The organism is Streptomyces sp. NPDC030165, assembly GCF_055573595.1.
Genome location: NZ_JBVIBD010000040.1, coordinates 1 through 20,504 on the forward strand (window position 1 = coordinate 1; position 20,504 = coordinate 20,504).

At 68.2% G+C, this 20,504-nt stretch carries 16 protein-coding genes and 2 pseudogenes; 11 read left to right on the forward strand and 7 right to left on the reverse strand.

Going from position 1 to position 20,504, the window contains the following annotated elements; genetic code table 11:
* Positions 1-145 precede the first annotated feature (145 nt).
* Positions 146-589, reverse strand: a complete 444-nt coding sequence (locus ACZ4Z1_RS39805; RefSeq protein ID WP_468491587.1) for a ribonuclease — start codon at positions 587-589, stop codon at positions 146-148.
* Positions 590-759: 170 nt separating this feature from the next.
* On the opposite strand from ACZ4Z1_RS39805, the gene ACZ4Z1_RS39810 reads away from it, so the two are divergent.
* The 9 genes from ACZ4Z1_RS39810 to ACZ4Z1_RS39850 all read left to right on the forward strand — a co-directional run bounded on the left by ACZ4Z1_RS39810 (position 760) and on the right by ACZ4Z1_RS39850 (position 12,721).
* Complete coding sequence (locus ACZ4Z1_RS39810) at positions 760-1,389, forward strand: helix-turn-helix domain-containing protein (protein WP_468491588.1); 630 nt, start codon at positions 760-762, stop codon at positions 1,387-1,389.
* A 20-nt stretch (positions 1,390-1,409) separates the two neighbouring features.
* Positions 1,410-1,583: a DUF6126 family protein gene (locus ACZ4Z1_RS39815; protein WP_468491589.1), complete on the forward strand. Its 174-nt coding sequence runs from the start codon at positions 1,410-1,412 to the stop codon at positions 1,581-1,583.
* 1,812 nt (positions 1,584-3,395) lie between these two features.
* Complete coding sequence (locus tag ACZ4Z1_RS39820) at positions 3,396-4,850, forward strand: MFS transporter (protein ID WP_468491590.1); 1,455 nt, start codon at positions 3,396-3,398, stop codon at positions 4,848-4,850.
* A 141-nt stretch (positions 4,851-4,991) separates the two neighbouring features.
* On the forward strand, positions 4,992-5,597 hold the full coding sequence (locus ACZ4Z1_RS39825) for a response regulator transcription factor (RefSeq protein ID WP_468491591.1): 606 nt from the start codon (positions 4,992-4,994) through the stop codon (positions 5,595-5,597).
* Positions 5,598-5,838: 241 nt separating this feature from the next.
* Positions 5,839-6,063: a 50S ribosomal protein L28 gene (gene rpmB / locus ACZ4Z1_RS39830; RefSeq protein ID WP_468491592.1), complete on the forward strand. Its 225-nt coding sequence runs from the start codon at positions 5,839-5,841 to the stop codon at positions 6,061-6,063.
* An 877-nt stretch (positions 6,064-6,940) separates the two neighbouring features.
* Positions 6,941-8,311 (forward strand): MFS transporter, encoded by a 1,371-nt coding sequence (locus tag ACZ4Z1_RS39835; protein WP_468491593.1) that lies wholly within the window; start codon positions 6,941-6,943, stop codon positions 8,309-8,311.
* A gap of 802 nt (positions 8,312-9,113) precedes the next feature.
* On the forward strand, positions 9,114-10,172 hold the full coding sequence (locus ACZ4Z1_RS39840; RefSeq protein WP_468491594.1) for a polyprenyl synthetase family protein: 1,059 nt from the start codon (positions 9,114-9,116) through the stop codon (positions 10,170-10,172).
* A gap of 110 nt (positions 10,173-10,282) precedes the next feature.
* Positions 10,283-11,407, forward strand: coding sequence for a terpene synthase family protein (locus ACZ4Z1_RS39845; RefSeq protein WP_468491595.1), 1,125 nt, complete (start codon positions 10,283-10,285; stop codon positions 11,405-11,407).
* A gap of 645 nt (positions 11,408-12,052) precedes the next feature.
* Positions 12,053-12,721 (forward strand): 5' nucleotidase, NT5C type, encoded by a 669-nt coding sequence (locus ACZ4Z1_RS39850; protein WP_468491596.1) that lies wholly within the window; start codon positions 12,053-12,055, stop codon positions 12,719-12,721.
* Between the two features lie 26 nt (positions 12,722-12,747).
* On the opposite strand, the gene ACZ4Z1_RS39855 is transcribed toward ACZ4Z1_RS39850, so the two are convergent.
* From ACZ4Z1_RS39855 to ACZ4Z1_RS39870, 4 genes are all read right to left on the reverse strand, one after another.
* Positions 12,748-13,080, reverse strand: a complete 333-nt coding sequence (locus ACZ4Z1_RS39855; protein WP_468491597.1) for a cupin domain-containing protein — start codon at positions 13,078-13,080, stop codon at positions 12,748-12,750.
* A gap of 366 nt (positions 13,081-13,446) precedes the next feature.
* The gene (locus ACZ4Z1_RS39860) at positions 13,447-14,643 is read right to left on the reverse strand and encodes an MFS transporter (protein WP_468491598.1); all 1,197 of its coding nucleotides are present in this window, start codon (positions 14,641-14,643) and stop codon (positions 13,447-13,449) included.
* A gap of 96 nt (positions 14,644-14,739) precedes the next feature.
* Positions 14,740-16,227, reverse strand: a complete 1,488-nt coding sequence (locus tag ACZ4Z1_RS39865) for an FAD-dependent monooxygenase (protein ID WP_468491599.1) — start codon at positions 16,225-16,227, stop codon at positions 14,740-14,742.
* Positions 16,228-16,443: 216 nt separating this feature from the next.
* Complete coding sequence (locus tag ACZ4Z1_RS39870; protein WP_468491600.1) at positions 16,444-17,385, reverse strand: LysR family transcriptional regulator; 942 nt, start codon at positions 17,383-17,385, stop codon at positions 16,444-16,446.
* Positions 17,386-17,905: 520 nt separating this feature from the next.
* Between ACZ4Z1_RS39870 and ACZ4Z1_RS39875 the strand changes: the two are divergent.
* A pseudogene (locus tag ACZ4Z1_RS39875) lies at positions 17,906-17,977 on the forward strand (LuxR C-terminal-related transcriptional regulator); the annotation flags it as partial.
* A 296-nt stretch (positions 17,978-18,273) separates the two neighbouring features.
* Here ACZ4Z1_RS39875 and ACZ4Z1_RS39880 read toward each other — a convergent pair.
* Positions 18,274-18,699, reverse strand: coding sequence for an amidohydrolase family protein (locus tag ACZ4Z1_RS39880; protein WP_468491624.1), 426 nt, complete (start codon positions 18,697-18,699; stop codon positions 18,274-18,276).
* 613 nt (positions 18,700-19,312) lie between these two features.
* Complete coding sequence (locus ACZ4Z1_RS39885) at positions 19,313-20,065, reverse strand: TnsA-like heteromeric transposase endonuclease subunit (RefSeq protein WP_468491601.1); 753 nt, start codon at positions 20,063-20,065, stop codon at positions 19,313-19,315.
* Between the two features lie 257 nt (positions 20,066-20,322).
* On the opposite strand from ACZ4Z1_RS39885, the pseudogene ACZ4Z1_RS39890 reads away from it, so the two are divergent.
* Positions 20,323-20,504, forward strand: a pseudogene (locus ACZ4Z1_RS39890) (hypothetical protein); the annotation flags it as partial.

A 20,504-nucleotide genomic window follows, 5' to 3' on the forward strand; every position in this document is an offset into this window, starting at 1 on the left:
TTGGGCGCGGGGACCGCCCGACCCCCTCCCCCCCTCCTGCTGGTTTTGGGTGGGGGGGTGTGGGGGGGGGGGGGGGGGGGAAAAAAAGGGGGGGGGGGGGGGGGGGCCCCCCCCCCCCCCCCCCCGCTCCGGCCGGATGAGCGTTTCAGCAGCTCCGGTCGACCAGGTCGAACGACTTGTAGTGGTCGGCGGTGTAGTAGTCCTCGTCCTTCTTCTCACCGGTCACGATGCGCCGGGCTCCGCGGTCCGGGGAGCCCGGTGTCTTCACGGTGTACTCGTGGTAGTAGCCGCTCTGCTGCTTGGGGAGGATGCCCTCCCGGTTGCTGAAGACCGTGCCGTCCTTCGGGTACGGGAAGGGGCCGCCCTTGGCGATCAGGTCCAGGGTGTCGTGGGCCTGCGAGGGCAGCTTCGAGTAGCAGATGTCGCCGACGGCGTTGATGTGCGCGGCCGGGCGGACGGTGGCCGTGTGCGCCACGGGGGCGGCGGACGTCGTGGTGGGCGTGGCGGCGAGGGCGGGCCCGCCGAGGAGCAGGGCCGAGGCGAGGGCGCCGACGGCGCCGAACCGGGTGATGCGTGGGGGGATCTTCATGGACACAGCATGACGCGCGTAGACAGGTACCTGTCAATATCAAGGGGCGGATGTTTCCCGCGAGTTCACAGGGTGACACTCGGCTGAACGGTTGCCATTGCGGCGAAATGTCTCTTTGCCTCTCGGGCAAAACTTTTGCCCGAGAGGCGAAACCTGGCTATACCGGCTACATGAGCGACACCGCCGCCGAGCCCGCCCCGGGCGAGCTGCCCGAGGACCTGCCCTCCGTCGCGCCCCGGCTGCGCGAGCTGCGGCGCCGTACCGGCCTGACACTGGAGACGGCCGCCCGGCGGGTGGGGCTGTCGCCCGCGCACCTGTCGCGGCTGGAGACCAACCAGCGCCAGCCGTCGCTGCCGATGCTGCTCGCTCTGGCACGTATGTACGGGACAACGGTATCCGATCTGCTGGGCGAGACGGCGCCGGAGCGGGACCCGATCGTCCGGGCCGGCCGCGCCGAGCCCTCCGAGGCGGGCGGCTGGACGTACTGGACCCTGGGCGGCGCCGGGCGGGCCATGCAGGCCCTACGGGTGCACGTGCCGCAGCGCGCGCAGGGCGACCTGGTACGGGTGCACCCGGGCGAGGAGTGGCTGTACGTCCTCAAAGGACGGCTGCGGCTCACGCTCGGCGAGACGGCCCACGTACTCGACCCCGGCGACGCCGCCCACTTCGACTCGCTGACCCCGCACCGCATCGCCGCCGCCACCCGCGGCGGCACGGAGCTGCTGTTCGTCCACACGCTGCTGCAGAGCGGCGCGGCCGAGCTGTGCCTCGGCGACACCGCACCGCGCCGCGGCCTGTGACCGAGGAAGGAACTTCTGCCATGTCCGACGACCCCACCCCCCAGGCCGCCCCCGCCGCCGCGGCGCCCGCGCGCAAGTACGTCGAGAACAAGCCGCCGCGCGGCGTCTACGTACGCGTCTTCATCTACGTCGTGGCCACCCACGTGCTGCTGGCCTTCATGAGCATCATCTTCATCATCGCGAAGAACCGCTGAGGCGCCGCCGTTCGATCCGTCCCGGAAGAGCGCCGCCTCCAGACCGTCCGGGAGGGCGCCGCCTCCGTAACGTCCCTCCACTGTAGGTTCCGCGCTTCCGTGAGCACTGGCTCCTGCGGAAACATCGAATTCCGCGCCTGATGAGCAGCGTGTGTAGTCGGTGACCATGAGCAGAATCGCCCGCTGGATTCTGACTGCCAGTCACTGTCGGTAGCGGCCCTTGGTTTCGGGGCGCAAGAAGGGTGTTCATGTTCTTCGTGGAAGCTCGGGGACGGGACGGGGTGAGCTTCAATCGTCCCTACGATCACCGGTTACCCAAACCGGTGATCGTCGGCTATGTTGCGATCGTTTGGCGGGGGAACCTCGGGGCTCTACCGCCATGCCAAGCAGGAGTTCGGCGCTGACCTGTTCGGCAAGCTTCGCCAGGCCGGCCTGGCCGGGGTGGATGTTGCACGCCCGGCGTCTGGTCAGGGCCCATGAGCGGCTACCCGAAAGCTCCGAGGCGATGATCAATTTTGCAGCGATTCAGGCTGATGGCCCGGCGCCTCGCACGCCAGTCCGTCCATCCCAACGCAGCCCGCCCACGGCCGGACGAGGCTCCCCAAGCCGCCTGCCCCTCCCAGCACCGGCCGGCCCCACCTCGCCGGGGCGGCTGCCGTAGGCACACCCCGTCGGTCACCCGTGACGTGATCATCTAACTCTCGTAGGCTGCCCGCACGGCCGGAGGAGAAGACCGCGACCTGCTTCTCAGGGCCGTCGTTGGCTCAGTATGAGCATACGTCGGGCTGTTACGGGTCTGGGACTGGCTGCCGCCGCCTTGGGAACTGGCTTGGCCACAGCGACACCGTCCTCCGCCGGAGGTATCGGCGATGTCCTGTCTCCCGCGTTCGGTACCACGTGCGCCAACAAGCACTCCGGGTCTCGTGCCGACGGCACCACGACGCACAGCACAGGCGCAGCAGACAGCAACTGGGCCGGCCTCCCCACCGGCGGCACGCTCAACCAGTGCGGCGGCGCCGACCTCCCCAACGGAGCGACCGGCGGACTCGGCAGACTGACCGGCGAGCTAACCGACAAAGCCGTCAAACTGCCCCTCGGGCTCGGCGGGGCTGTCGGAAAATACGGCGACAGCGCAGTCGGCGCTCTCCTCCCGGGAGGCGAGAGCTTCTTGAAGCCGTGGCTTGGTCCGATCATCTACGGCAAGCCGTAGCCTTCCCTGCCGGTCTTCCCCCGCAAATAAGAGGCGCGAGCAAGCCCTGTCTGGGCTGCGGGGCACGCAGTGGCCCAGCGGCGGTTGTCAAGCGATACGCGGTGTTCGTGCTGGCTGCACGGCGCGGGCGTGCAGCCAGCACGGTTGCATCCAGGTGGCGGCCCGTATCCCTAGCGTGGTCCGGGGCCGTACATGGCACCGGCGATCCGCTGCGCATACGAAGAATTCCCTGGTGGGAGCCTCCAGGTGCGAGTCTCTTTCGCGCTGCAGGGGCCTGTGATGCGCCCCGGGGCGGGGGCCTGGGGAGGCGAAATTCGATTGCTGGCCTTGCAATCAGGGACGTAGCCTGGGGTCGCTCGCGGAGCTGTCCGCTCCGTTCGTAAATGTCACGAGGTGATGACCTATCTCCCAGGCTTGAGAACCGCTGGCCGTGAGGCTTGACCCCCTGCTCTGTGCAGCAGCGCGCGGTCGTCTCTCAGTAGCGGTCTGCCCTTCGGCCTGGGCGTTGCCGTACCCGAATTTTCCTGTCGCGCAGTGAGCGGGATGGGCATGCCTGGCCTGCCCATTTTCCCCTTTCTGCCCGCCAGAACAGGAACTGCGTTGTGTCTGCTGACACCAAAGCTCTTCCCTCCCGCTCCGCCCCCACGGGCACCCGTCCCGGCAGTGGTCGCACCGTCATGCTGGTTGTCGTCCTGGTCGCGGAGCTGATGAATGCCCTCGACGGCTCCGTCGTCTATACGGCCCTGCCCTCCATTCAGCACGACACCGGCGCCTCGGGCGCCGCGGTGCAGTGGATCCACGCCGCCTACGCGCTGACCTTCGCCCTCGGGCTGATCACCGGCGGCCGGCTCGGCGTTCTCTATGGCCGCAAGCGGCTCTTTCTCCTGGGTACCGGCGTCTTCACCGCAGCGTCGCTGCTCTGTGGTCTGGCCGGTTCGCCCGCTCTGCTGATCGCTGCCCGCGTCGTCCAGGGTGGCGCCGCGGCGGTCATGGTTCCTCAGGTCCTGGCCACCTTGCACGTCAGCTTCGACGAAGGCTCCCGTGCCAAGGCGTTCAGCCTGTACGGCACCATCATGTCGCTGGGCAGCGTCGCCGGACCGGTCCTGGGCGGGGTGCTCACCAGCGCCGATCTCTTCGGCCTCGGATGGCGCCCGATCTTCCTGATCAATGTGCCCATCGGACTGGCGACCGTGCTTCTCGGTCTGCGGTACCTGCCCGAATCCCGCGACCTCACAGCCCGGCGCCTGGACCTTACGGGCATGACCTTGGCCAGCCTGGGCCTGCTCCTGATCACCTGCCCGCTCACCGTGGGCGGTGCACAGCACTGGCCCGCCTGGAGCTTTTTCATGATGGCCGGGGGATTGCTGACCCTTGCGGTCTTCCTGGTCCAGCAGCGGGCCAGGACCGCACGAGGCCGCGACCCGCTCGTTGTCCTGGCGCTGTTCAAGAGCAGGGCATTCACCGCGGGTCTGTCCGCGCAGCTCGTCTTCGGGCTGCTGTCCGGTGTGTTTTTCCTGGCGTGGACCCTGTTCATGCAGGACGGACTCGGGCTCTCCCCCCGGCAGGCGGCGACAGGCTTTGTGGCGGCCTCGGTGGGCGAGATGGCCGGCGCCTGGCTGGCGATGAGTCTGGCCGTCCGGCACGGCAGGCGCGCCCCCCAGGCAGGAGCCCTGCTGGCCGCGGCCACCCTGGTCGGATACACGTGGCTGATCACAGAGCAGAACACCGGCCTTTCCCCGGTGTTGACGGTTGTGCCCATGCTGCCGGTCGGCCTCGGCCTCGGCATGATCGGAGCAGCCTTGGCCGACATGACACTGCGCCAGGTCGACCACGACCACGCCGGGGCCGCCTCCGGGCTGTTCAACACCTCGACCCAGCTCGGCATCGCGCTGGGCACGGCATTGACCGCCGTGGTGTTCTTCGCCCACTCCCCGGCCGGCAGCCACGGCACCACCGTCACCGCCGCGTTCACCGGAACCCTCTGGTACGTCATCGCCGCCTTGCTGGCGATGTGGGCCCTCATGCTCTGGCTGCCCAAGCGCCACGCCCCGCACTAGAACCAGCCCTCCGGGGCCCGGACGGCAACGTCCGGGCCCCGGCCGCAGGGCAGCCGCCCGGACGGCAGGGTCTACGACCACCGGTCCCGACCGCTGCTCTCACCCGCCGATGAGCCCGTCAACGAGGAACAACCGCCCCCCATGATCCGACTGTTGATCGCCGATGGCCTGCGACTGACGCGCGAAGCGCTGTCTGTCGTCCTTGCGTCCGAACCCGGCATGCAGGTGGTTGCGCAGGTACCCCGAGGCGACGAGATCGTGCCGAACGCCCTGCGCACCCGCCCCACGGTGGCGCTGCTCGACGCCCACCTCCCCGGCCTGGACGGGCTCTCGGCCGCGGCACAGCTCAAAGCCGCCCTGCCCGCCTGCCGCATCGTCATCCTGACGACCCTGGAACGCGCCAGCGCCCTGCGAACTGCTCTGGGGGTGGGGGTCGAAGGGTTCATGAGCAAAGGCGTATCGGTCAACGAACTGGCCGACTCCGTCCGCAAGGTCGCACGCGGTGACCGCGCCCTGGACCCGCGGCTCGTCACTGACGCTCTGCACACCCCCGACAACCCGCTCAGCGAACGCGACACCGACCTGCTGCGCCTGGCCGCGCACGGCCACACGCCCCCAGAGATCGCCGAGATCCTGCATCTCTCACCCGGAACGGTCCGCAACAACCTGGCCGCCATCAACCGCAAAGTCGGGGCACGCAACCGCATCGAGGCGATACGTACCGCCTCCGCCCGCGGCTGGATCTGACCGTACTCTCCTCCGCCACCGCGCCCCCCGAGTGCAATCTGCACGAGAAACCATGCGTTTCACCTTCATGGCACCCCTACGACAGCCCCTAAAGCCTCTATATCCGCTGGTCAGCGCGGCAGCAGCCAAAAATGTCGGTCCGGAACCTGTTCGGCGGCCGTCGTGACCTTGGAAGAATCTGAACCCGGTCGGCCTTCGAATAAGCCGTTGCCGTCCATGATCTGAACGAGAAGGAGACATTGTGTCCAGCCGGTGTGATGTGTGCAGCAAGCAGCCCAGCTTCGGCAAGCGCGTGGCCCGCTCCGGGTCCCGCGCCCAGAGCCGGCACGTCCGGGGACGGTCAAGCCGCCGTTTCAACCCAAACATTCAGTCGGTCCGGGCCGTCAAGGACGGAACGCCCCTGCGCATGAACGTGTGCACTGCTTGCATCAAGGCGGGCAAGGTGGACCGTCGCGTCTCCTCGTAAGCGTGCGGGAGAGATTGGCGCCCAGGCTCTTCAGCCGTATCCGCGCTGCGGTGCCTGGGGCCCGTCGCCCTCCGCCAAGGAGCGAATTCCCTTGTGACGACTGCGGATTGCCGACGGCTCCCGTTGGCGGCCCTGACGAGTGGTACACCGTACTCGACGGTGTGTGGGAATGCGCTGGTGCCGCCGAAGACAGCATCCTTTGCATCGGCTGCCTCGAAGTACGCCTGAAACGCCGTCTTGTGCACACTGACTTCATCTCGGCAGCCCTCAATGACCCGAACTACGGACACCACAGTGAGCGCTTGCTGAGTCGTCTGCGACCCGCAACCGAGGATTGATATCCACGGGCGCCGACCCTCACCTGGTCAGGTGCTTCAGTTGCGCTTCCACGGCAAGGCGCGCCTCGGGATCGGGGGAGGGGTGAGCGAATAACGTACTCGCTGCGGCGAGATGCTGCGTCGCCTCAGCACAAGCGGAACTTATTCCGTTGCATGGAGGCCCGAAGCCGTTTTAGGCTGGTGTGGTTCCGTTGTATTTCCGTCGGTGCCCGTTCTGGGGTCCGACGCTGTGCTCCGAGGTGATGACGTATCCCCCAGGCCAAGTAAGCAGCCGCTCGTTTTGAGGCGCTCTTCCGGTTGTCCGCGATGGCGGACTGCTGACGCATGCTGCCTCGACGGCGGTGCTCCGTGATGGCCTGGGTTCGTTGCACCTGCTTTCCCCTGTCGCGCCGGACGGCGTGCGGGGGTATGCCCAGGCTGCCCCCGCCCCTTTTCCCTTCTGTACGCGAACAGGAATCTTCACCGTGTCAACCGACACCCATACCACCGGCCACCCACGCCCCACCGGGGCTGCCCGTGCTGCCACGATCACACTTGTTGTGATCCTTATCGCCGAGCTGATGAACGCGCTCGACGGTTCCATCGTCCACACCGCACTGCCGTCCATCCAGGCGGACACCGGTGCCTCCAGCGCCGCCGTGCAGTGGATCCCCGCCGCCTACACCCTCACCTTCGCCCTCGCCCTAATCACCGGCGGGCGCCTGGGTGACCTCTTCGGGCGCAAGCGGGTCTTCATCGCCGGCACCGTGCTGTTCACGCTGGCCTCGCTGCTGTGCGGGATCGCGACCGGCCCGGACTTCCTGGTCGCCGCCCGCGCCCTCCAGGGCGCCGGAGCGGCGGTCATGGTGCCGCAGGTCATGGCCACCATCGCGGTCACTTTCCAGGGCGAATCCCAGGCCAAGGCGTTCGGCATGTACGGCATGATCATGTCGCTCGGCGGCGTCCTCGGGCCCGTCCTGGGCGCCGTCCTGACCGCCGCCGACATCGCCGGTCTGGGATGGCGGACGATCTTTCTGATCAACCTGCCGATCGGCGTGGCCACCGTGCTCTTCGCCCTGAAGTTCATCCCGGAGTCCCGTGACCAGCAGGCCAGGCGCCTGGACCCGCTGGGCATGCTGCTCTCCTCCGCGGGTCTCCTGCTGATCGCCTACCCGCTCACCGTGGGCGGCGAGAAGCACTGGCCCCTCTGGAGCTTCCTCATGATCGCCGCAGGCGTGGCCGTGCTGGCCGTGTTCGCGGCCCAGCAGCGCGCCAAGACCGCCAAGGACGGGTCCGCGCTGGTGGCGCTGTCTCTCTTCAAGAGCAAGGCGTTCGCCGGCGGGCTCACCGCGCAGCTGGTCTTCGGTCTAATCTCCGGTGTCTTCCTGCTGACGTGGGTACTGTTCATGCAGTCCGGCCTCGGATTCACGCCCGGGCAGTTCGCCCCGGCCTCCGTCGCCATCTCCATCGGCGGCATGGCCGGCGCCATGCTGGCCTCCAAGTGGGCGGGACGCCACATGCGGCGCGTGCCGCAGGCCGGAGCCGTACTGATCGCTCTCACGCTGGCGGGCTATCAGCTGCTGGTATCCGCCCAGCAAACCGAGACGCCGTTCGTGGCCGCCGTCGCCCCGATGATCCTCGTCGGCGCCGGGTTCGGCCTGGTCGGCGCGGGTCTTGCCGGTCTGACCCTCGGCCAGGTCGGCCACGAGGACGCAGGATCTGCGGCGGGACTGTTCAACACTGCCATGCAGCTCGGTACCGCACTCGGTATCGCGACGGCCTCCGTGGTGTTCTTCAACCACGCCCCCGCGGGCAGCCACGGCACCACGGTGACCGAGGCGTTCGCGGGCAGTGTCTGGTACATCGTCGCCGCTCTTGCGGTGATGTGGGCGCTGATGTTCCGGCTGCCCAAGCCGGTCAAGGCCGCCTGACCCACCGCCGGGGCCCGCCCTCGCCAGGCGGGCCCCGGCTAGGTGCGCACCCCCTATACCGGAGGAGTGCCAAAAGTTGATAACTGACCACTACTGAACGTTACCGCTGCTCGTGATCACGCGGAATTGCTCGAACGGTGCTCATGATCACGCGGAAGTGCTCACATAACTGCGGAACCTACATCAGCTGTAGGGTCCGCCACTTGGTACGCAGTGGTTGCTGCGGAAACGCAGGAATCCGGGCTCGGTGAGCAGCGATGGTGTCGGTGGATGGTGAGCAATCGGCGGATGGTCCTTCGTCAGGTCGGTGACAGTGAGTGAGGTATCTATGGTCGTGATTGCCGGTTTGGCTAACCGGCGATCACGGGCTACGTACATGTCGATCTCATCGCTCCAAACCCATGGGCGGAGCATCTTTTCTTTCCACGTGACTGGGCGGTTTGGTGGGGTGTGGCCATGGCCAAGCCGCAGTTGGGAGTTAGCTTTCATAACGGCTAGTCCGGGTATCGCGTGGTTACTCTGCGTTCGTGATACAAGCGTGTCGGTCACGTGTCAGGGATGCCCTGTCTCGGTGAGGCTCGTGCTTCGGCTCGCGCCGGAGGACAGTCACTTTCCGCCGCGTGGCGCACGGTGTCGTTGTGGTCGCAGATCCGGCCCGATTTCCGGTTGCCACGCGGGCGTTGACCGCCGAGGGTCGCGTCGTTCGCAGTGCCCGGACGTCGCGTCGTCGAAGCCCCCTTCGACGGGGCGGTGCTCCTGACCGGCCGGATCGGGACCAAGCCCCTCGGAGCGGAGACGGGCGATGACGGATCACGACAAGACCGTGCGGAACACTGCTGCGACGGTGCGACGGGACGAGGCCGCCGGGATACTGAGCACTATTGCCCATCTGGTGATTCCCGAGCTGAAGACGGCCGTGGAGAGCCTGCCCCCCTCAAGCCGCCCCGTCGTCGGTTATCACTTCGGATGGTGTGCCCCGCTGGGTGCCGCGGCGGCTTTTCCATCGGGCAAGCTGGTGCGGCCGGCGCTCGCCTGCCTGGCAGCGGAAGCCGTCGGCGGGACGAGCCAGCAGGCACTGCCCGCCGCGATCGCCGTGGAACTGGTCCATGCCGCCTCACTGCTGCAGGACGACGTCATCGACCAGGACGACACCCGGCGCCACCGCCCAGCGACATGGGCCGTCTTCGGGGCTCCCGCAGCGGTCCTCGCCGGGGATGCGCTGTTCTTCCTCTCGGTACAGGTGCTCGTCCGCTCGGCGCCGCCGCTGGGCACCACAGGACTGGCGCGTCTGTGCGAGGCCGTACAGGCTCTCATCCACGGGGAATTACTCGATATCGGCATGGAAGGCCGCCCCGAGGTGCTTGTGGCCGAAGCGCAGGACGCGGCCACGGCGAAGACGGCCGCGCTGATCAGCTGCGCCTGCGCTCTGGGGGCGATCGCAGCACGCGGCCCGGCCGAGCCGGTGGAACGGCTCAGCAGCTTCGGACACCACCTGGGCATGGCCTTCCAACTGGTCGACGACATCCTCGGCATCTGGGGCGACCCGGAACGCACGGGTAAGCCCGGTACATCAGACCTATTGGCCCACAATGCGTCGCTGCCGATAACGGCCGCCCTGCGAGAGGACTCAACGGCAGGGCGAGAACTCCGCACGATCTTCCACAAGCCGGAACTCACCGCCGCCGACGCGAAGCGCGCCTCGGAGCTGGTGGAAGCCGCAGGGGGCCGCTCCTGGGCCGAGGCACAGGCGGAAGAGCACATTTCCGCGGCGCTCGACCACCTGAGCGCGGCCACCGTCGCGCCGGAGCCGGCGGCCAAGCTCGCCACTCTCGCACGCATGGTCATCCACCGTGAGAGCTGACAGAACCCGGGACTGGCGGACGAATTCGGGGGTGGTCCCCGGTGCTGGGCACGCCAGCGAGGCAGGCACATCAGTGATCACCCGATTTCCTTTCCGGTCCTGGAGGGGCGATGACGGACGTGGCGACAACGGACAACGGCGACCTGCCGTACACGATCCCCGCGCTGTACATGCCCGTCCCTGTCCGGCCGCACGCCCACGCCGACCAGGTGGTGCGCGGCGTGGAGGCGTGGTTGCGGTGGGTCGGGTTGTTCGAGGTGGAGGAATACCGGCGGGTGTACCGGGATCTCAGGCTGGGGGAGGTATTCAGTACCTGCCACCCCACCGGCGACATCGCAAGGCTCATCGCCATCGCCCCCGCCTACGTGCTGGCGTTCTTCGCAGACAACCCCCAGACGGGCGACGAGCACGCCTCCGAGTTCCTGCAGGGAATGACAGGAGGATTGCTCGATCTCACCCCGGCCCGGGTCATCGAACTGATCGCGGACCCCGGGATCGACGAATTACTCACCAGCCCGCTCGCGAAGGCGTTCCTGGCCGCCAACCGTCCCCTGCGGGCCGCCACCTCTCCAGGCAAGTACGAGTGCTACATCACGCGCTTCCTGGAGTGGTTCGGGGCCGAGAGCCGGCACGCCGCACAGGGCCGTCCGCCGACCCTGGACGAAGCCTTGCGGCACCGGTTGGTCACCGCCGGAATGCCGGTCGTCGCGGCCTACACCGCCATCGCCTTCCCCGAGCTGACCGAGGAAGACGCGCGCTCACGCGAAGCCGCCGCGGTGTGGGAACTGAGCGCGCTCACCACGGCGATGCACAACGACCTCTACTCCGGATACACCGAGCTGTACCGCGACGGCGAACTGCGCCCGGACTCCGCCACGGGCGGCAACACGATCCCCGCCTTCGCGCGCGAGTACGGGATCACCATCCACCAGGCCGCCCAATGCGTCGCCGAACTCGCCGACCGCGCCATCGCAGAGGCGGTGCGCCGCATCCACGTCCTCGCGCGACAGCAGGCACTCGCGGTTCTGATCGACTACCTGAACACCGCCCTGGCCTACCCCGCCACCGCGCTGTCGTGGTATCCGCAGCAGATGACCGGCCGCTACCGCTCACCCGGACTCGACCTCTCCTCCATCACCGTCACACAAGCGCCGCGCCCGACAGCTACCGGAGCACCGGGCATCACCTGCATCGACCACCTGTGGAACACCGACACAACACACCAGGTGCAGTAGCCAGGCCATTGTCCGGAGCCTCATCCGCCCGGCCAACGCGACCCACACGAAAGGAGAGAGCTTGAACCCGGGCGCGCTGCCCACGCTGCGTACTGCCACACCACGAACCGTCCGGGCGGGCAGCGCAGAAGATCGGGAGAGCTACAACAGAGAGCGCTACCGAACGTAGTCATTGTCAACGGGATCGCGGATTTGCCAATCCGTTGTCAACGAGACGGCTTCATTGCCAACGAAGTCGCGGATTCTATATCAGCTTTAGGATCCGCAACCTCGTGAGCACTGGCTCCTGCGGAATCACCGGAATCCGGGGGCAGTGAGCAGCGACCGTGTCGGTGGGCAGCGAGCAATCGACGGTTCCGGGCACTTTGAGGTCGGCTACAGCCGGTGACGGCACTGCCTGCTCGACGGCGACCGCGACGCCGGATGGGAAGCGGACGACGAGTCGTAGGAGTAGCCCCGGTGCCCAGGCCGGACGCCTGGCAGGCGCCATCACGCCACCGCCTGGCCCCGGCCCTGAGGCCACTGGGCCCGATATGCCGCCGAGATCCCCGGCAAACACCAACGCTAGGCGGTCAGCTCCCTGCCAGGACAATCAGCGCTCACTAGGGGAAAATTAAGGGACACCTCACAAGCCGGGTGACGGCAATGACCAGCCGGAAACCGAGCGGCTTCGTCGTGGGTGTCGACCTTGATGGGGTCGTGGCTGACTTCTACAAATACATGCGGAAGGTCGCAGCCGAGTGGCTCGGAGTGAAGAAGTCCACGTTGCCCAAGGAGGTCGCGTGGGGCCTTGCCGCGTGGGGGCTTCAGGAGGGCGACTACAACCGCCTACACCGTTTTGCACTCACTCAGCGGGATCTCTTCCGGCAGATGCCCACCATCGCCGGCGCCCCACAGGCCCTGAGGCGACTCAGTCGAGAGCTGGTACGGATCAGGGTGATCACCCACCGGCTCCCGGTGTCACACGGCCATGAGCCCGCCGTCATTCAAACGGTGAGGTGGCTCGACTACCACGATGCCCCCTACTACGGCCTTTTCTTCATGGAGGAGAAAGGTGACGTGGGGGCCGACCTCTACATCGAGAACGGCCCTGGCAACATCAAGCGCCTTCAGCAAGCCAACAAGGAAGTCATCATTTTCACCAACTCCACCAACCGCGAAATTGAGACCGGAGCATGCGAGCGGGCTGACAACTGGACCATCGCTGAATCCATGATTCGCGCGCGCTACTACAAGTGGCTGAGCGAGCGGGGGCGTCCAACACCAAGGTTTCCAGGGCAACCGCCACCGGACGACGGTGGACCAGGCCAGTGATATTCCTCAGCTTCTGTTAGCCGCAGTTACCAATACTTCCACGTCGTCCCCACTCCTCCGGTGGTGGCGGGTGTACACGGGCATTCCCGCCGATCCGTTCGCATTACCTCCGTGCGTGGGCTCAAGTCCCGCCGCCGTTCCCCGGGATACTGTCGGTGCTCCTCAACCGGTCTCTCAGGTAGGAACAGCGTGCCCATCGACTCGACCATCGCTTCGGGGCCGGACTGGTTGTTGACGAGGGCGGACAGTTCGCGGAGGTAGTCCTCGTGGCAGGCCGGGAAGGACAGGAACAGCATTCTGGCTTCGGTGTCGGTCGGGTTGGCGAAGGCGTGCGGGCAGCCGGGCGGTACGAAGATCATGCTGCCGGGGCCTGCCCGCAGTACGGAGCGGCCGTCGCGGGAGCGCCATGCGCGCCAGTTGTTGTCGGTGGTGCTGTCCGGTTCGAACGCGAGCAGGTCGAGCTCGCCTTCCAGACGTAGAAGAGTTCCTCGCCGTGGTCGTGGCGGTGGGCCCCGACGTCGAAGCCCGGGGGACGACGGCCTCGAACGCCGAGTTCAGCCGGGCGTCCTTGGCGGAGACCTTCACCTCGATCCGGAGTCCGCCGATCGTGATGCGGTCGCCGTCGCCCGGGTGGAGCATCAGGCCGTCGGTCGCCGCCGAGGATTCTGACCCTGCTGACCCCGCTGACATGGATGGCGCTTCTGTCATTGTTTGCCTCCGTTCGGTCAGTTCTGATTGTTCAGCTGCGGCTGGGGAACCGGCAGGGTCCCGGGGCCCTGTCCGCGCCGGGTGGCCGCGGTGACGACGACGGCCAGGACGAGGCCGACCACGGCGAGCAGGGCGCCGAGCCAGACCGGCGCGGTGTAGCCGAAGCCGGCCGAGATGACGAGGCCGCCGAGGTAGGCGCCGAGGGAGTTGGCGATGTTGAACGCGGACTGGACGGACGCGGAGACCAGTGAGGCACTGTCGGGCGCCTTGCTCATGATGTAGGTCTGCATGATCGGGCCGAGGCTGAATCCGGCGACGCCGGACGCGAAGAGCCCGACGGCCGCGGTGATCTTCAGCGGAGCGGCGAGTGCGAACAGCACCAGGACGACGGCCAGGACCGCCAGGGCCGTGTAGAGGCTGGGGACCAGAGCGCGGTCGGCGGCGCGGCCGCCGATGACGTTGCCCACCGTCATGCCCACACCGAGCAGGACCAGGAGGTAGCTGACGGAGGTGGGGGTGAAGCCGCTGGCCTCGGTCAGCAGGGGGGCGACGTAGCTGTAGACAGTGAAGATGCTGGCGAAGCCGACGGTGACGGTGCCCAGCGCCAGCCAGACGTCGCCTCGGCGGAACGCGGCGAGTTCGTCGCGGACCGAGGTGGGGGCGGCCTTCGGCTGCCGGGGAATCATGAGCGCGATGGCGATCACGCTGAGCACGCCGATGGCGGCGACGACCACGAACGCGGAGCGCCAGCCCAGCGTGGTGCCGAGATAGGTGCCGAGCGGTACGCCGGCGATGTTGGCCAGCGCGAGGCCGAGGAACATCATCGACACCGCCTTGGCGGTGTGGTCGGCGGTGACCATGCCCGCGGCGACCACGGCGCCCACCCCGAAGAAGGCCCCGTGCGGCAGGCCCGCCACGAACCGCGTCACCAGCATGACCGGTTCGCTGGGGGCCAGCGTGGTGGCGATGTTGCCGATGGTGAACAGGGCCATCAGCGACAGCAGCGTGGTCTTGGCGGGCAGCCGCCGGGCGGCCAGGGTGAGCAGCGGGGCGCCGATGACGACCCCGAGGGCGTACGCCGAGACCAGGTATCCGGCGTCGGGGATGGAGACGTCCAGGTCGTGCGCGACGATCGGCAGCAGGCCCATCACGACGAACTCGGTGGTGCCGATTCCGAAGGCGGCCAGGGTGAGTGCGGCCAGTGCTAGGGGCACGGGTCCTCCTCCGTGGAGCGGGCGGGGGGCGGCGGTGTGGGGGCCCGGCCAGGGCCGCGCGGGCCGGGCCGGGACCGCGTCGTCGCCGACGGGCGGTCAGGTGCGGGCGGGGCCGCACCATTCGGTCAGGGCGGTGCGCAGGCCCGCGTCGCTGACGGGCGCGTCACCGGCCCAGGCGAGACAGCCGTCGGGGCGGATGAGCAGCACGGCGGCCTCCGCGTCGGTGTCCAGGGCGGTGACGGCCCGTATGCGGTCGCTCCAGGGCTCCGCGGCGCGTACGGCGTCGGAGGTGCCGGTGAGGTCCAGCAGCAACGGGCCTCCGCCGCGCAGCAGTTCCGCCAGGCGTACCGTTCCGGCGTCGGTCTTGAGCTGCCGGTCGGCGACGAAGGTACCGACGCGCGGATCGGCACTGCCGCCGTAGTGGATGTCGGTGCCGTAGATCGCGTCGGTCAGGTAGTTGTTGACCTCGTCGAAGCCCATGAGGACGGTGAACAGCTCGCGCAGCGCGTCGACCTGAGGCCCCGGGCGCATCAGGGCGACCTGGGCGCGGGTGTTCTGCAGGACCCGTTCGGCGACCGGGCGGCGCTCGGCTTCGTAGGTGTCCAGCGGTTCGGGGCGGCCCTGGCACGCGGCGGCGAGCTTCCAGCCCAGGTTCACGGCGTCCTGGAGGCCCAGGTTGGCTCCCTGGCCGCCCGCGGGGAAGTGCACGTGCGCGGCGTCTCCGGCGAGCAGGACGCGCCCGGCCCGGTACTGCGCGGCCAGCCGGGTGCTGTCGGTGAACCGGGAGACGAAGCGGACGTCGGTGAACTCGATGCGTTCGCCGGTGACCCGGTGGACGGACTCGACCAGTTCCTGGGCGGTGGCCGGCGTGTCGGGCACCGGCCGGTCCCACTCGGTGGTGGAGATGCGGCCGTCGGGCATCCGCATGAACCAGCCGCGCTCGCGCCGCTGCCAGCCCATGGGAAGGCGGCCCACGTCGGTGATCGTGCCCAGTCCCATCCAGTTGACCAACTGCGGTTCGGTGCCCGGGAAGCCGATGCCGGCGAGCTTGCGTACGGTGCTGCGTCCACCGTCGCAGCCGACCACGTAGCCCGCCCGGATCACGCTGCTGCCCTGCTCGTCCCGCACCGTGACGGCCACCCCGTCGGCGTCCTGGTCGAGCCCCGCGACCTCGGCGCCGTGCCGGACGACGGCCCCGGTCCCGGTCGCACGGCGGGTCAGCACGGCCTCGGCGGCTTCGCGGGTCAGCGCCAGTTCCTGGGGCTGTTCGGCGGTGACGGTGCCGCGGCCCAGTACGAACATTCCGGCGAAATGCCCGCGCGCCGAAGTGTTCGCCAGACGGCGGCGGTACTCGTCCAGATTTTCCGTGTCCTTTTCGGCCGCCAGGAAATCAGTGAGCAGATCGCGGCGGTCCATGATTTCGAGGGTCCGGGCGTGGATCGTCAGGGTCCTCGGCTCGTTGGCCCCGGGCGCGAGGCGCTCCACGACCAGCGTGGACACCCCGTACATCCGCAGCTCACAGGCGAGCATCAGCCCGACCGGGCCGCCGCCGGCGATGAGGACGTCGTAATCGTTGCGCTGCATGACCAGCACCAGCCGCCTATCTGTATATAAAACACGCGCGGGAATTCCGGATATCCGGAATGCGGCTGCCGCCCGGGGGTTTCATTCTCAGGCCCTACGGCGGAGTCGCCATTTCATCAGTATCGATCCCACGGTATCCGCGGCACCAGGCATCACAAAATGCAATTCCGATAAGGCAGCGTTGCCTTCGGGGGCAATGGGCTGGTGCGGACCGGCTCAGGCGGGAGTGGGCTCGTCGAGGCCGCTGCCGCTGTCGGCGTGCAGGCTCTCGAAGACACCGCGGACGCAGTGCCGGAACCAGCTGTGCGTGGGGTCGGCCTGGTGTCGGGCGTGCCAGGACTGCGCGATGACGATGGGCGGGAGCCGCAGCGGAATCCGTAGGGTGCGCAGGTCGAGGAGACGGACGGCCTGGCGGCTCAGCTTCTCGGTGGCCAGCCCCACCAGGTCGGTCTGCGCCAGCATGTGCCAGGAGGCCACCCAGCTCGGTACGACCGTGACCACCTGCCGGTGCAGCCCGCGCTCGGCGAGGTGGTCGTCGATGGGCCCGGTGAGCCGGCCGCGCCGGGAGACGCTGATGTGCTGGGCCCCGGCGAACCGCTCCAGGGTGACCTCGCCGCGCAGCAGCGGGTGCCCGGCGCGGACCAGGGCCAGCACCCGGTCGACGACGAGCCGTTCGCTGTTGACCTCTCCGGAGGCGGAGTCGGCCACGCTGATCACCAGGTCGGTGCCGCCCTCCCGCAGTTTGGGGGTGCTGTCACCGGAGTCCTCCGGCACGAACCGCACCGTGACGTTGGGCGCCTGCCGGTGGACGGCGCCCAGCAGGGGCTGGGCGAGCGCGCCGACCACCATGTCGTTGGCCTGCACGGTGAACGTGGTCTTCAGCGAGCCCAGGTCCGGCACGCCGGTCTCCAGGAACATCCCCGTGGCCTGCTCGACCAGCGAACGCACCTGCTCACGGATGGCGAGGGCGCGCGGCGTCGGCACCATCTGCCGGCCCGCGCGCACCAGGAGCGGGTCGCCGAAGGCCCGTCGCAGGCGGGCCAGGGTCCGGCTCATGGTGGGGGTGGAGGTGCGCATGCGCTCGGCGGCGCCGGAGACGCTGCCTTCCTCCAGCAGGGCGTCCAGCGCGATGAGGAGGTTCAGGTCGACAGATTTCATCTGGCACAACCTCCGGTTATCAGGATTGATGTGGATGGCAAGCCCTGCCCCGGCTTACTGTACAAGGAAAGTAGTTTGGTGCGTGGCATGAGCCCGAATTGCCACCATGCGGTCCACGCTGCTTTTCGCGCACCTCCGGTCGAATTTCGCCCATGACTTTCAAAAGTTACGGCAAACCGCGCAGCGCAGTGGGATCACGTCGCCTCAGGCGACCATTCACCGGTCGAAAAACACCCGTCGAGGGACGGAACGGGGTACTCCACCCGCCACCTCGCCCGATTTGCGCCTACGCAATCACCACGGAAAAGCAAAAGATGGATAAAGCCGAACCATGTCCACCAGGCCGTTGGCGTCGTATTTACGCCGAGATGGCGAGACGGGTGATCTCCGTCTCACCCAGTTGCCCGGACCGAAGAACGCGGTAATGTTTTCGACGCTGTGGCCGGCCCTGCGCCATTCCTTGCGGGCACTGCCGACCGATGACGTTTTTGGAAGGGTTCTAGGCAGGGAACGGGACATCATGAACGGCCTGTCGCGCGGTTTCACCAATACCGAGATCGCGCAGGCGCTGTTCATCAGCGAGAAGACCGTCAAGAACCACATCAACCGGCTGTTGGCCAAGCTGGGTGCCCGCCACCACGCCGAGGCCATGGCGATCTGGCTGGGCCTGGCCCGTACCGAGCGGGCGGACGAGCGGGCGGGCGGGCGTGGCGGTCGCAGCCGGCGACGGCCGGTGCGACCGTGCGAACCGTCCCGCCGTCCCTTGGGAAGCGGACCGGGGCCGTTGCAAGGTGTCCGCCTGAGACAACAGCCCGCGGGCGGCGCTCCGGCCGGGTGCCGGGGCGCCGCCCGCGCGGTCTGTCCGGGGCTTCGGGCCCGTCGGCCTGATCAGACCGCGGCCAGCCCGGGGAAGAGGAAGGCGGCAGTATCCCGGGCCGCTGCCCGCCGCTGCCGCTCGTCCAGCACCTCGGTACGGGCCAGCTCCTCGCGCCACCGGTACACCAGGTCCCGTGGAAAGAACGGCAGGTCGGTCCCGTACAGCAGGCGCAGCGGATCGGCGATGCGCAGCAGCGCCTCCAACTGCCTTGGCAGGGCAGGCCCTGACAGGTCGTAGTACAACGAGCGCAGTGCGCCCAGTACATCGATCCGGGTGCCCGGGAGCATGGCCGCGGCCAGGGCGTCCACCCGGTCCGCGAGCACGCCCAGCGTCGCTCCGGCGTGGGGCACGATCCACCGGATTCCGGGGAACTCGGCCAGTGCGCCCGACAGCACCAGGTCGATGACGGCCCGGGTGGTGTCGAAGGGGAATTCCATACGGACCCTGTCTTTGAGCGCGCCAGCCGAGGCTGAGGTCGCGGTGTCTGGCAAGCGGCCGGCTCATTCAGCACTGACCGGGCCGTCTCCACCCAGCGCGGATCCGCCCGGTCCAGCGCATTCCGCGTGGGCCGTTCAGGGGCCAGCCCGGCCGGCCCGGACTTCTTCACGCGGGCGACCCATCGGCGCACCGTGGCCGGATCGACCCCGAGTTCGGCGGCCTTGGCCTTGTAACGATGCATCCATGGCGTGCCAGGCGTGTAATCAGACCGCGGCTCGCCCGGTAGGGCGAGTACCTCACTGCCGAGCTGGTACCCGGTCAGAACCTCCTGTATGTAGCGAAACCTTCGCGTCAGCGCGTCAGCGCTGTCGTCATCGAGACTGCTCAGCACAGCCGCAGCCGTCGGCTCCTCCTCCGGCGGCACCGGAACCAGGAACTTTGTCGATGGATGCGCCAGCAGCACCGAGACGTCGACCTGCCGCCACTTCTGCACTCCGACCATCGCAGCAGCAGGCTGAAGAAGAACCCGGCGGCCCTCGATTTCGGCGACCGTGAACTGCTCACCGTCGAAACTGGGCGGAAGCCCCGGCCGCAGAGACGTCGTCCAGGTAGTCACGCGCACCTCCGCAGCACCGATGCACCCGACAAGGGACGCGACAGATCCGTCCTCAGCCGCCCAGACCACAACAACGCCATCAGCGCCGGCCTCGCCACCTCAGGTAGCCGGGCCCTCGGCATCCGGCGCTCAGCCAGAGCCAGTTCCTCACCGTCCACGGCCTGCTGCCATGCTTGTTCCACCTCGGCCTCGGGCATCGATCCGGGGCGCCGGTAGGCGGCCAGGAACCGCACGTTCTCCAGCAGCACCCGATCCGCTCCAGACCAGATCTCGTACTCCCAGCCGTGCTGGCGGAACAACTCGCCGGGCCATGCCAGGGCTTCCGCGATCATCGGTTCCTGCAGCCGGTCCGCCGGTTTGACGTTGACCACCCGCACCATTCCCGAGCGCATGACCAGCAAAAAGTCCGGAACATGGTGCCGCACTCGGTCACCGACCCGAGCCGCCAGCCGGCAGGGCTGGGCGAAGATTCCCTGTACCGCGGGATCAAAGTCCGCCAGCAGCAACCGGGCCAGATCCAGACGGCTCTCATAGACCACGTGCCCGCCCGTCGTCGCGGACGCGTATTTCCCCGAATAATGGGCCATCCCATGTACCGACCGGACATCCCGCCACGGCACCGACTCATCGAAGTCCGCCACACGCAGCTGCCGTACGGAGACTTCACGTACCTGCTGGTCCTCGTACCGGATCGACGCCGTTGGAACCTTGCGCGCGCGACGGGCGCTGCCCGAGCTCCGTATCGTCATGCTCTGGACGGTACGGAGCCGCCCGGACGCCCCGGTCCGAACGACCGCAAGAGAGCGAGAACGGCGGCCACGGACAGTAGCGAGTGCGCATCGAGTCCCGGATTTGCGTATTCATTGCGCATCGATTCGCGGATCCTGGATCCACCCGGCGCAAAAGTCCATTGTCCTCCGCCCGCGCCGGGTGAAACCTGCTGTCGCTCGTCGCGCACGCACCACGGCTGTTCCGCGCACCTCGTGGCACCGAGGAGGACCGAAGGATGCACCGCACGCGCACCGCGGCCACCGCCGCCCTCGCCCTGGCCCTGGCCGCCGTCCCGCTGACCGGCCCGCCCGCCGGGGTCGGCGGGTCCGGTGGGGGGGGCGGAGCGGGAGACCCCGGTCCGGCCCTCAACCCCGTAACTCAGCTGGTTCTCTCCCTCTGCGGCCAGGGTACCATCAC